Source organism: Vibrio kanaloae, assembly GCF_024347535.1.
Taxonomy (GTDB): Bacteria; Pseudomonadota; Gammaproteobacteria; order Enterobacterales; family Vibrionaceae; genus Vibrio; species Vibrio kanaloae.
Genome location: NZ_AP025498.1, coordinates 983,185 through 995,774, shown reverse-complemented (window position 1 = coordinate 995,774; position 12,590 = coordinate 983,185). Strand labels below are relative to the sequence as shown.

General features: G+C 43.5%; 9 protein-coding genes. 4 read left to right on the top strand and 5 right to left on the bottom strand.

Annotated elements, in window-relative coordinates; translation table 11 throughout:
- Positions 1-3 precede the first annotated feature (3 nt).
- The 3 genes from OCV24_RS18630 to OCV24_RS18615 all read right to left on the bottom strand — a co-directional run bounded on the left by OCV24_RS18630 (position 4) and on the right by OCV24_RS18615 (position 4,204).
- A complete protein-coding gene (locus tag OCV24_RS18630; RefSeq protein WP_102506325.1) occupies positions 4-1,437 on the bottom strand; it encodes an FAD-dependent oxidoreductase in 1,434 nt (477 codons plus the stop codon).
- A 141-nt stretch (positions 1,438-1,578) separates the two neighbouring features.
- Positions 1,579-3,015: an aldehyde dehydrogenase family protein gene (locus OCV24_RS18620; protein ID WP_102506324.1), complete on the bottom strand. Its 1,437-nt coding sequence runs from the start codon at positions 3,013-3,015 to the stop codon at positions 1,579-1,581.
- A 1-nt stretch (position 3,016) separates the two neighbouring features.
- Positions 3,017-4,204, bottom strand: coding sequence for an aromatic ring-hydroxylating oxygenase subunit alpha (locus tag OCV24_RS18615; protein ID WP_150877267.1), 1,188 nt, complete (start codon positions 4,202-4,204; stop codon positions 3,017-3,019).
- Between the two features lie 320 nt (positions 4,205-4,524).
- Here OCV24_RS18615 and OCV24_RS18610 point away from each other — a divergent pair, with 320 nt between their 5' ends.
- Positions 4,525-6,255, top strand: coding sequence for a BCCT family transporter (locus OCV24_RS18610; protein ID WP_150877269.1), 1,731 nt, complete (start codon positions 4,525-4,527; stop codon positions 6,253-6,255).
- A 102-nt stretch (positions 6,256-6,357) separates the two neighbouring features.
- On the opposite strand, the gene OCV24_RS18605 is transcribed toward OCV24_RS18610, so the two are convergent.
- Complete coding sequence (locus OCV24_RS18605; RefSeq protein WP_150877271.1) at positions 6,358-7,284, bottom strand: LysR substrate-binding domain-containing protein; 927 nt, start codon at positions 7,282-7,284, stop codon at positions 6,358-6,360.
- A 469-nt stretch (positions 7,285-7,753) separates the two neighbouring features.
- Between OCV24_RS18605 and ylqF the strand changes: the two genes are divergently transcribed.
- The gene (gene ylqF, locus OCV24_RS18600; protein WP_150877273.1) at positions 7,754-8,698 is read left to right on the top strand and encodes a ribosome biogenesis GTPase YlqF; all 945 of its coding nucleotides are present in this window, start codon (positions 7,754-7,756) and stop codon (positions 8,696-8,698) included.
- Between the two features lie 229 nt (positions 8,699-8,927).
- Here ylqF and OCV24_RS18595 read toward each other — a convergent pair whose 3' ends face one another.
- Complete coding sequence (locus tag OCV24_RS18595; protein ID WP_102507307.1) at positions 8,928-9,473, bottom strand: GNAT family N-acetyltransferase; 546 nt, start codon at positions 9,471-9,473, stop codon at positions 8,928-8,930.
- 166 nt (positions 9,474-9,639) lie between these two features.
- Between OCV24_RS18595 and OCV24_RS18590 the strand changes: the two genes are divergently transcribed.
- Entirely contained in the window at positions 9,640-10,782 is a 1,143-nt protein-coding gene (locus OCV24_RS18590) for an acyl-CoA desaturase (RefSeq protein WP_137008328.1), read from the top strand.
- Positions 10,783-11,266: 484 nt separating this feature from the next.
- A complete protein-coding gene (locus OCV24_RS18585) occupies positions 11,267-12,331 on the top strand; it encodes a GGDEF domain-containing protein (protein WP_137026491.1) in 1,065 nt (354 codons plus the stop codon).
- Positions 12,332-12,590 lie beyond the last annotated feature (259 nt).

Genomic DNA, 12,590 nt, shown 5'->3' with positions numbered 1-12,590 from the left:
CCGTTACGCTGCAGTTTGCTTAAATGACAATTGCTCTAACCAAGGCGCGCGCAATGACTGTACTTGTCGCCCAAGCAATGCAAATCCCAGCATCACTCCTTCTGGCGAATAAAATCCCGCCGTGAGATCATCGCCTTGGTGTTCGATGTACCACTGCCCTTGTGCATTTGGCGCAACAGGGAAAATAGTCAAAGGAAGGAGCGGCGTTTTCACAATCACTGGTGTTGGCGTCAAAGAGATAAGCGTAATATCACCTAACAAGCTTTTCGCCACGGAAGGAATCATTTGATTAATTGGTGCAATATACGGTTGCCAACCTTGATCTGTTTCAACACAATCACCGAGTGAGTAAATGTTCTCATCACTCGTCTGACCGAATTGATTCACTTTAATACCTCGGCCTACTTCGAGCCCCGCTAGCTCAGCCAGAGAAACATTTGGCTTAAGACCAACCGCACTTAGCACTAAGTCAGCTTCAATCTGTTTTCCACTATTAAGATGTAAAACCGCGCTTGATTTGGACATAGCATCGATTCTGGCGATGCTGTCTTGCAATGCCCACTCCACGCCGCGATCTGTGAGTGCGCTTTGCAGTGACTCACCGAGTTGGTGTGGAATCAAACGCTCCATTGGCCATTTCCCCAAACCAATCACCGTGACTTCATAGCCGCTTTCGATCAGGTCATTCGCAAATTCGCAACCAATTAAGCCATCGCCAAGAATCGCGATACGCTTTTTATCTTGTAGCTGAGTTCTGAAACGGCGGTAGTCAACCAAATCGTTCACGCTCATAACATAAGAGCGATCACCTTCAATTGGGATTTCAATCGGTGACGCACCTGTTGCCAACACCAAGCGGCTGTATGCGTATTTGCCGATGGAGGTGTGCAACGTTAAGTTGGCACGATCGATTTGTTCTACACGGGTATGCGGGTAAACACGGATGTTCAAGCGGCTTTCCCATTCCAATGCGCTTTCACTTTGTAATGCATCGCCGCCTTTATTCATGGCCAATGCATTAGACAACGCAGGTTTGCTGTACAGTGCGCCATCGTCAGCGGTAAAGACAGTGATCGGAACTGTCGCAGATTGCGATCTAAGTGCGACCGCTAGCTGATAACCACTGTGACCGCTTCCGATAATAACGATAGGATCATTTGAGAATGCTGGCTGAGTAACTTCAGATGGCAGTGGCTGAGCCGTATTTAGCTGAACAGCCGAGCCTACTGATACCGAAGACACCGCAGCAACCTCTTCAATCGGCGCATCATCGGTGATATCGATCATTTCAAAATCGGCCTTACCCACTAAACAATCTGGGCATAACCAATCGTCTGGTACGTCTTCCCATGCTGTTCCCGGTGCAATGCCATCGGATGGCCAGCCTTGTGCTTCATCATAGATTAAGCCGCAAATAATACAGAGCCACTTTTTCATCAACTTTACTCCAACTACCTTGTTCTAAATTCCCGTGTCTACAAACCTCTGTCAGATTTATATTTATTTCATCAACCTCGTCCGATCTTGTGGTCTGAAATCCAAGCCGGTACGAGGTAATGAAATCAAATGACACAGTAGTTATACGTCGCCGTCTTGCTGTAAACGAATGGCAATATTGCGCGTCTGGACATAGCTATAAATCGCTTCTTGTCCTTTTTCTCGTCCAAAGCCGGACAAACCCACGCCACCAAATGGTGTTTCAATACCACCAGCAAACCATTCATTGATGAACACTTGCCCACCACGAAGTTGCTGCGCCACACGTAATGTTTGGTTTAGCTTTTCACCAAATACACCAGCCACTAAACCAAAATCAGTGCCATTCGCGATCTCGATGGCTTTTTGTTCGGTTTCAAACGATGTAACCACTAACACAGGGCCAAACACTTCTTCTTGCGCTATACGCATATCCGGCGTGGCTTCAATCACCGTCGGAGCGATAAAGTAGCCCGATAGATCAGGTGCGTAGCCACCAGTAAGAATCTTCGCGCCGTCAGCTTTCGCTTGCGCTATCATTTCAAGCACACGCGCTTGTTGATCAGCAGAGACAAGCGGTGTGAGATCTGGCTGGCTTTCACCTTGACCAATGGTCAGGCCTTGGGCCATTTCGACTACAGCCGCTTTCACTTCTTCATAACGTTCTTTTTGGATCAATAAACGAGACATCGCTGAACACACTTGGCCCGCATTGAAGAAAATACCGACCTGAACGCTTTTCAGCAGTGTTTCAAGGTTTACATCCTTCAGTGCGATAGCGGCAGACTTACCACCTAGCTCCATCACTGATGGTGTTGCTCTTTGCGCTGAATCTTTCAATATGCGTTGGCCTGTCGGTACCGATCCTGTGAATACGATTTGATCGACCTCTTGGTGCTGCACTAAATGACTACCAACTACAGAGCCTTTACCACACAGTAGGTTAATCGTGCCTTTCGGGAAGCCCGCTTTTTCAATCGCTTTAATCAGTAACGTCATGGCCAGTGGTGAGATCTCAGGCGACTTAATAACCACAGCATTACCCGCGGCTAATGCTGGTGCTAAGGAACGAGCGCAAATCGATACCGGAAAGTTCCACGGTACGATCTGCACAGAAACGCCAAACGGAGCGTACTGAGTGAAATCGACATAGTCTTTACCCAGTGGTATCGACGTTCCTTCCAGCTTGTCTGCCATACCCGCGTAGTATTCGAAGTAGCGTGCCGATTCTAAAAACTCATCTTTGGCATCTTGCAAAGATTTACCATTTTCACGACAGGCAACGAGCCCACCTTCATCAACCATTTCACGAATCGCCACGGCCGCTTTTAGCATCCATTCTGTTCTTACCGCAGGACGAATGTCCGACAGAATACCTTGATTAACCACTCGGCGAGCAGCTGCCATTGCTCGATCTGCATCGGCAATAGTCGCTTCTGCAATTGTCGCGTAAGCTTCTGCGGTACCTGGATTCATGACCATAAGTGAATGCTCGGAATTGCACCATTCACCGTCAATATAATTGAGGTAATGCATCATATTACTGCTCCATTGCCGTTTTGACTTGTTTCGCTAACCATGTTTGGAAAAAGTGAGTTGGGACATCCATTTCAGGTGAGAACACGCCACCACCGAAGCCTGGTGAATAGCGACCTTGCTGCATGCCCTCTACCGCACCTATATCTTCACCAAATACCACACGCCAAGATTCAACGGTGGCAGTGCGACAAGCGGCAAATTCATCTTTGGTTGCTTCGTCACCGACATAAAGGACGCGAAGGTGCTCAATGCTCTTGTCGGCATTAATTGGTTCGATCATCATCGCAAAGGCGTGGTCGGCCTGAATGCCAAGTAACACATTCGGGAATAACGCTACGTATTCTGCATGGCGTAGTTTGTCTTCTGGCCAACTAGGAAATTTTGGAAGATGCGTACCCGCCGTGTCAGACAGGTTGTATGCAAGGCTGCCCTGGCCTGCAAAACGTTCGTCAAACATGATGTTATAGTGATCTTCCAAACGCGAGTAGCTATTCAAACTTGGGTGTACCCATGGCAGATGGTACGCTTCACAGTAATTTTCCACTGTTAGCTTCCAGTTGCTGTTCACTTCGATTTCTAAGTTACCACCCATGTTGACACGACGCAGAAGGCTCAAACCGTCTTTACCCAAGAATGTCTGCCAACGTTGTTCTAACGGTGCAATATGTTCTTCAAAGCTTGCAGCATCACCCGACAGGTTGACAAAAACCATGTCCATCCATACCGCTGAACGCAATGGTTTCAGACCGTGCTTTTCACATTTAAAGCGGTCATCTTTATGCTTCGCTATACCGCCGATATGTGGCGTGCCTTTTAGGTTGCCGTCAAGATCATAAGTCCATGAATGGTAAGGACAGCGAATCATGCCTTGCACCTCACCCGCTTCATGAACAAGCTTCATACCACGATGACTACACACGTTGTGGAATACTTGAACTTCACCTTGACGGTTTCTCATCATTAATAGTGGTAAGTTCATGAAGTCTATTGGCATCACGTAGCCATCTTTAAGAAGGTCCGAGGCAAAACCAATACATACCCATGTGTTACCAAACACCTGATCACGCTCAAACGTAAAGTACTCAGCATTTGTGTAGGCTTCGTTTGGCATCCCTGTCGCTTCGCTGATTGGGTTTAGTACTTTATCAACAAGTTCAACAGGAATAATGGTTTGGTTGACATTGCTCATATTCTTATCTCCGAAAGTCGAGTTGCATCCAGTGCGTACAACATCGTGTTGTGTTAGTGATGCCAATATTGATTAACAAAACCGCAACAAACAAACGACTTTTTCGGAGGGCTTGGATGAGTTTTTGTCATCCATGTATTATTCCTAGACAACAAAAAACTACGTAATTAAACAAGGTTATTGTTTGCATGATTAATACTCATCAACCGATGAGTATTAATCAGTTGAAACGGCGCTAAGCACTCTCTACTCTCTTTCAAAATTTAACAATAAAGCAACAAACAATAACACAACTAACAAAAGTAATGTGAGGGACGCCTATGAGAGCAACATCAGGGATATTGAAAGGACTCAACCCAACTGTGACGATCGCATCTAAGATCGTTGTCATCGGTTTTGTACTTTTCTGTGCCATTCTCGCCAACCAAGCGGGTCAGTACTTTGAAACTATTTCCGGTATTCTTTTGCAGAATATGAAGTGGTTTTATATCGGACTCGTCTCTTTAGTTGTCGGGTTTCTTATCTACCTAATGGTCAGCCGTTACGGTCATATTCGTTTGAGTAAAGACGATGAAAAGCCAGAGTTTAGCTACTTATCTTGGATTTCCATGTTGTTTTCTGGCGGTATGGGGATAGGCCTGATTTTCTGGTCTGTCGCTGAACCGATGTGGCATTACGCCGATAACCCATTTTCACAAGGGTTAACGAATGAAGCTGCCACAACATCAATGAAACTGACTTTTTTCCACTGGGGCCTACACCCGTGGTCTGTCTTTATTATTGTTGCGCTCGCGTTGTCTTACTTTTCTTACCGTAAAGATTTGCCGTTTACACTCCGCTCTATTCTGCACCCTTTGATCGGTGACCGAATTTACGGCCCAATCGGTCATACCGTAGATATCCTGACAGTTGCGGTGACCGCATTCGGTATTTCACAAACCTTGGGGATGGGGGTTATTCAAATTAACTCAGGCCTGAATCAAGCCTTCGGCTTAGGTATCAGTTTAGGTACACAACTATTCATTATTGTGGCTTTATGTACTTGTGCGGTAGCGTCCGTTTTGTCTGGCGTGGGTAAAGGAATTCGCCGTCTATCAGAATGGAATATGCTGCTCTCACTTATGCTAGTTCTGGTTGTGCTTTACATCGGACCAACGCGCTACATTCTCAATACTCTACTAGAAAGTACCGGCTTGTATGCGCAGAATATTGTCGGTATGAGCCTATGGAGCGACACACAGAATGACTCAGGGTGGCAAAACTGGTGGACTGCATACTACTGGCCGTGGTGGATGACGTGGGCACCGTTCGTGGGTATGTTTATCGCGCGGATTTCGAAAGGACGTACTATTCGTGAACTTATTGGCGGTGCTTTAATTGTTCCAACGCTAATCACTTTCTTATGGATTTCTGTCTTTGGCGGCGCAGCACTGAAAGTGGAACAAGATGCACGTGTGGCGCACGAAGCACAAGTGGTTGCCGCACAAGAAGCCGGTCAAGCCGCACCTGCGCCATTCACTGGAGGTCCGATTCTAGAGGCAACCAAAGCCGATACAACGCGAGCACTGTTTACCATGTTCGATAATCTAGACACAGGTATGTTCGGTAAACTGCTAAGTGTGCTGGCTTGTATGCTTCTTGGGACCTATTTCATTACCTCTGCTGACTCTGGAACATTGGTCCTGTGTACGTTAGACGCCGCGGGGGATAGCGAGCCACCCAAATCCATTCGTGTACTATGGGGCGTTATGATTGCGGCAATTTCTGGCGTACTGCTGTATGCGGGAGGCTTAAAAGCAATGCAGACTGCCTCTATTATTGCGGGCTTCCCTATCGCGATCTTTATCTCGGTAATGAGCTTAACTCTGTTCCATAGCATTCGACGCGAGCCTAAGCCTTGGGCGATGCTTCCTGAGCACGTTCACCCAGAGAAAGATAAGTTGGATGGCCCTGTAGAACCAATGGTTGAAACGAAGGTTGGCGCGATGCCACAATCTAAAGTTAAATCAGAACAAGACAGTGCCTTAGAACAAAAACCGGCTCTGACTTAGAGCAACGCCGACTGAAACCACATCATTCAACAACAAAGCGGGAAGATCTCTTCCCGCTTTTCATTTTTTGCTTCCCATTAAACAGTCATGTAAACACATTAACTACACTAACCCCTTATCACCCACTTCGTCCGGCAATTGGTGAAGCAACCATTCACGAAAACGTTTAACACTGGCGGGCACTAACCCTCTTCCTTTGGGCTCTAGCATAGAAAATTTTGAAGGCGTTGAAAGTAAGTGTTCGACCGGTCTAACTAACGCGCCGCTTTGCAGATAGTCATCTACCAACGATCCCCAAGCCAAAGCAATACCTTGTCCGTTGATCGCTGCTTGTAACAACATCGGGTAATTATTGATATTCATACGATTTCTTGGCGTCATGTTAGGTAAATCAACGCCGCTGAACCACTGCTCCCAGTTCACCCAATCTCGCTGGGACTCTTCCAAATAAAGTAAGGTTTTACTGAAGATCTCTTCGGCTTCGGTCGGGTTACCGATCTTTTCCATATAAAGAGGACTACACACAGGAAAAACTTCTTCAGAAAAGAGCGTAGTAACTTCCATCTCAGCCGGAGGCGTACGGCAATAAAACAGTGCGATATCGCAATCTAAGCGTCGTAAATCGAGGATATTGTCTGAGGCCAATATACGGATATCGATATCGTCATGCTCATTTTGAAATTCTGCCACTTTCGGTAGCAGCCATAAGGCCGCCATGGCATTAGTCGTCGCGACCGTGATTTTTTGCTCTCCTTGCCATTTTTTAACTTCTCCGGTGACCTGCGCAATATCAAGTAAAGAATGACTGATCGATTGGTAATATTGCAGACCAGTTGGCGTTAAATTGATACTGCGGTTTGCCCGCGTGAACATGGCTTTGCCAAGGTACTCTTCTAGTTGACGAATTTGGCGGCTTATTGCGCCCTGTGTCACGTTGAGCTCTTCTGCCGCAAGGGTAAAGCTTAGTTGCCGAGCAGATGCTTCAAATGCCACCAAGCTATTTAAAGGCGGGAGTGGTTTGATTTTCATGTTTCTTCCAGTAAGGCAATTTTTGTAATTATTTTAGTTCCCGGCAATCTAGCGTTGCGCGTGGAATTGCGTCATTCTGAGTTAATTGTAAAAAACAACAATTAATAATGTTAAGAAAAGAGAGATTAGTCATAACAAAGCCAGATCACTTTTGCTCTGGGTTTGCTCACTTCACTATTCAATATCGCGTATTATCCCTCTTTACATCGACCTACTCTCATTACTGGGGGAGTATTCCAAAATATGACTTGGTTTACAGTTTAGACGCTTACCAATGGCAATACCTATACGTACAACTACCACCAAAATGTGAATCCAACTAAATTTTTACGACGACAACACACTTATGGTGGTAAAATCTCACTATAAACGCTGGAAAAGTCAGACATAGATAGATTCTTATATCATCCTCGCTTAGTTTTTACTATTTCCCTAGCAAAGATACTCAATAAAAAGGCAATATTTTCAAATGGTTAACAACACAATTCAATGGTTTCCGGGACACATGCATAAAGCCCGCAAAGAAATCGAAGAAGTTATCCCACAGGTTGATGTGATTATCGAAGTACTGGACGCTCGTATTCCGTTCAGTAGTGAAAACCCAATGATCTCTTCACTGCGCGGCGATAAGCCTTGTGTAAAAGTGTTGAACAAACGTGACCTTGCGGATCCTGAACTGACTCAGCGTTGGATTGAGCACTTCGAGAAAGAGCAAGGTGTTAAAGCGATTGCAATTACCACCAGCGTTAAAGAAGAAGTTAACCATGTTATGGAGTTAGTCCGTAAGCTAGCACCGCACCGTGAACAGATGGGTAAAAACATTCGCACGATGATCATGGGTATCCCTAACGTAGGTAAATCAACCATTATCAACTGTTTAGTTGGACGTACAATCGCGGTAACGGGTAACCAACCGGCAGTGACTCGTCGCCAACAACGCATTAACTTGCAAAACGGAGTGATCCTTTCAGATACTCCTGGAATCCTTTGGCCTAAAGTAGAAAACCCACACAGTGGTTTCCGCTTGGCAGCAACGGGGGCTGTTAAAGATACAGCAATGGAATACGATGAAGTTGCTTTTTATACGGTTGAATACTTAGCGAAACAGTACCCGAATCTACTTAAAGAACGCTACCAAATCGAAGAATTGCCAGAGTCTGACATCGAGTTGATGGAAGCGATTGGTCGTAAGCGTGGTGCACTTCGTGCAGGTGGTCATATCGACCTTCACAAATGTTCTGAAATTCTACTTCACGAACTGCGCAACGGTACTTTAGGTAAAGTCACTCTAGAGTTACCGGAGATGATCACCAAAGAGCTGGTCGAAGTTGAAGAAGCTGCTGCTCTAAAAGCCGAACAACAAATTAAGAAGAAAGAAGAGCGTCGTAAGCGTTACTTGAAGAACAAACGTTAATCAATCTGCCTCTAACGTATTCACGCTCTATATTCGATAGAGCGTAAATGTCGTCTCTCAGGTCATCAATCTCAATTAGATACTGAAAAGTCTATAAAACTTGCCGTTTTCAATCAAAAAAACGCAAGATAATCACTAAACGAGAAAGCCCCAAACCTAGCAGATTTGGGGCTTTGTCTAATCCAGTCACGCTTCATTTTAAGATAAGAGTTACCTACGCAAAAGTCGCTTAAGAATAAACGACACTAGCAGTTTTCTGTTCAAGATCTTGTGGCGACTCCCAAGAAATCACTTTTTCATTCACTTGACTACCACAGGGTGCATTCCAAACTTGTTCCAGCTCTTCTTTACCACCAATCGCTTCATAGAATGCAATGGCTTGGTGATTTTCAGACATCACTTCTAGGTAAAGTCCTGAATCCGAGTAATATTGCTTCAACCACTTAGATAGTTCAGACAGTAAACGCTTGCCTACACCTCGGCCACGATAATTATTGTCTACGTGTAACGCATCAATGAACGTGCCACGTTCAAAGTTATGATTACCAAACGCGCAGACAAAACCAACCAGTAAACCGCCCTCTTCAAGCAATAAAACATGTTGGTTAAAAGGAGGGTTGATCAAACGAGTCTGCCAAATAACAGATCTGTCCTCTAAAACATCACTTTCTAAGTAATCGTCAGCGAGAATGCCACGGTAATATAGCTTCCAGCTATCCGCATGTAATTGGGCGATTCGTTCATAATCTTTATATTCAGCTACCTTAATTTCCATTTATTAGCCCTTAGTACTTCCATTTATGACTTGCTACTACATTTCACACTACCTTTATACAATATTTAAGCAAAACATACTAATACACGTTTACACTTTCAATCTTGACTTACACGTGTACGCTGATATTCTAGCGCACAGATGTAAGCCCAATGGAAATTTACTAATGAATAGTGCCGACACACCATCAACAAAAAAGCCACCATTAATCTGGCTTAATATTTTTGTATTCTCTTTTAGTATGCTGCTTGCTGTTGTCGCGGCTCCCGTTTATGGCTACTTTTTTGGCTATGGTATGGAGCACTGGATATGGCTGGCGATCTGTTTTACGTTCTGTAATCTTTCAATTACGACGGGTTACCACCGCTTATGGTCACATAAAGCCTTTGAAGCACATTCAAGCCTAAGATTTCTGTTTGCGTTGGGTGGCGCATTTGCATTACAGAACAGCGCTCTACACTGGTCTTCTGACCACCGTGTTCACCACAAGCATGTTGACAACAACGACAAAGACCCATATTCAGCAAAACGTGGCTTTTGGTATTCACACATCGGCTGGATGATTCGTAACTACAACACCTCAATGTATGAAGATTACGAAAACTGTCGTGACCTAAAGAAAGACAAGATCGTAATGTGGCAACACAAAAATTATATTTTGCTGGCACTATTAATGAACTTCGGCGTACCTATCGCTCTTGGCGTTGTTTACGGTGATGTAATTGGCATGTTATTGATTGTGGGTGCGGTTCGTTTGGTACTAAACCACCACACCACATTTTTTATTAACTCTCTCGCTCATATTTGGGGTAGCCAACCCTTTACTGATAAAAACACAGCGCGTGACAACGGTGTACTTGCTGTCCTTACTTTTGGCGAGGGCTATCATAACTTCCACCATATCTTTGAGAATGACTATCGTAATGGTATTTATTGGTGGCAATACGATCCAACAAAGTGGTTAATTAAGAGTGCTTCATTGATGGGCTTAGCAAGCAAGCTTAAGAAAACGCCTCAAGCACGTATTGAGAAAGCTGAAGCATCAATGTTACTGAAGCGGACGCAACAAAAAATCATGCACCGCGCTGACAAACAGCAGATCGCAGACAAGCTTCAAAAAGAGTTCGACGCACTGGTATCAAACATGAACGAATACTACGCAGTCAAAAAACAATTACTTGAAAGCAAACGAGAAGACGTGGTGAAAAAATATGAACACTCTGTACTTAAAGTTCGTTATCAGCAAATCAAAATGAATTTTGAGCAACAGAAGAAAAACTGGGCGATGACGGTAGAGCAGTATGCTTAATTTTTAAAGTAGGGCAATCCGCTTAATGCGCCAGTAACAACGCTGTTTAACCCCTATTTAAAGTCCTCATATTACTATGAGGACTTTTTTGTGAGCATTACCGAATGCTATCAGCCTTAAGCCCGTCAATGACGATTCTATAAATGCTAGTATTTGTAGAATCGCACTCTACATGAATACAGATATCTCAATGTTCACTGAATCTGTATTCATCTTCGCCTCTACCATCTTTATATTTAGGCTTTAAGACGCCAGAATGGCCTTAAGTCATCTATTAATGATCCCTGTTACTTCTCAACTTCAGAGTATAGATAACATAATGATTGTGATATGACTCGTAATACGCTTAACTAAAAGTAGATGCTGACACGATATTCAACTGGGTTCGAGCAAAGCTTCAAGAGCGATTGTTTTGTCCATGTGCACGTTTGCATTAATACATACTACTGCTTTACCAGCGAACAATATAACAAGGTATTTTAGTATGAATAGACGTAAGTTCATGTTCGACAGCGACACCGATGCTCTATTCGATTTGCATAATAAAAGAAGAGTATTGAAGTTTATCGTGTTAGTTGCAATGCTCACTTTCTTACCATTGATCATCAAGAATTTTGTTATTGGTGAAGCTTTTCTCGCTTTAATTTTACTCTCTTTTTTAGCTACCTTGCTGATTGAAGTTTATGTCGCCTTATACTTTCATAAAAAAATAATTGGTCATTTGATCCCACTAACTCTTATTACATTTTCGATTATTTTAAGTGTGGATATATTTGGAACTCTTGTAACGTACTGGGTATTTCCAATCATCACAGCCATTGTATTTGTTATCCCTCAACGCTTAGCTATTGCCACCAATGGTATTATTATCCTAGGGACAAGCATGGTGGCTTTACAGCATCAACCCCTCTCGATTACCCTTCGCTTTTTTTTAGCGCTGCTTTGTTGCTCTTTCATCTCTCACTTTGCCATTGAGGCCATTCGTAAGTTACAACATGAACTTCGTAACCTGTCTACCAAAGACTCTTTAACTGGCGCATTTAACCGCTATCAACTGGAGACATTTTTACAAAACGCAGCCGATAAGAATATGCCAAATCAACAGTCGCCAAGTAAATCTTCTATAGCAATCATTGATATTGATTATTTTAAGCAAGTCAATGATTTGTACGGTCATGATGTAGGGGATCAAATCATTAAAGAAGTAGTGGATACAGTTAAGGCCAACACACGAAAAAGTGATATTTTATTTAGGCTTGGTGGGGATGAATTTTTACTCTTGCTGATTGATACTTCAAAAAAAGAGGCAAATGATATCGTGAAGCATTTCTCTAACCTAGTTTCGGCAGGGCGAAATTCAGCACCTTGTCAAATTAACTTGAGTATTGGTATTGCTGAACTTATTTCTAATGAAGAAATTGATACTTGGATGAAGCGGGCTGACGAGGCTCTGTATGCTGCAAAACATAATGGTCGTAACCAAGTACACATATACGATACGGCTTGTTCATCAACACAGGCTAACTCACTAGGGACTAAAATTAATTAAATGTATTTATCGCAATGTTTTATGCTTTTGCCTCAAAGCTTCTCAAGTTCTATCAACTTCGTCTATCACACCTACAAAGTGCTTTAAAGTGATCCGTTCTATATTCTTTAAACTAAAGAGAAACACCAATTAACATCTAAACAACACTAGTTATTCATGATTTATAACCAGAATTAACATCAAAAAAAATGTTTGTTTTAGATCATACCAACCTCAACTATACCTCGTGCCACAGCGCAGTTTTCTGTACATTCATGAT

Bases quoted from the DNA above. Each gene is read 5' to 3' on its own strand.
- OCV24_RS18630 (WP_102506325.1), bottom strand. From the start codon at position 1,437: ATGAAAAAGTGGCTCTGTATTATTTGCGGCTTAATCTATGATGAAGCA.
- OCV24_RS18615 (WP_150877267.1), bottom strand. From the start codon at position 4,204: ATGAGCAATGTCAACCAAACCATTATTCCTGTTGAACTTGTTGATAAA.
- OCV24_RS18620 (WP_102506324.1), bottom strand. From the start codon at position 3,015: ATGATGCATTACCTCAATTATATTGACGGTGAATGGTGCAATTCCGAG.
- OCV24_RS18595 (WP_102507307.1), bottom strand. From the start codon at position 9,473: ATGGAAATTAAGGTAGCTGAATATAAAGATTATGAACGAATCGCCCAA.
- OCV24_RS18590 (WP_137008328.1), top strand. From the start codon at position 9,640: ATGAATAGTGCCGACACACCATCAACAAAAAAGCCACCATTAATCTGG.
- OCV24_RS18605 (WP_150877271.1), bottom strand. From the start codon at position 7,284: ATGAAAATCAAACCACTCCCGCCTTTAAATAGCTTGGTGGCATTTGAA.
- OCV24_RS18585 (WP_137026491.1), top strand. From the start codon at position 11,267: ATGAATAGACGTAAGTTCATGTTCGACAGCGACACCGATGCTCTATTC.
- ylqF (WP_150877273.1), top strand. From the start codon at position 7,754: ATGGTTAACAACACAATTCAATGGTTTCCGGGACACATGCATAAAGCC.
- OCV24_RS18610 (WP_150877269.1), top strand. From the start codon at position 4,525: ATGAGAGCAACATCAGGGATATTGAAAGGACTCAACCCAACTGTGACG.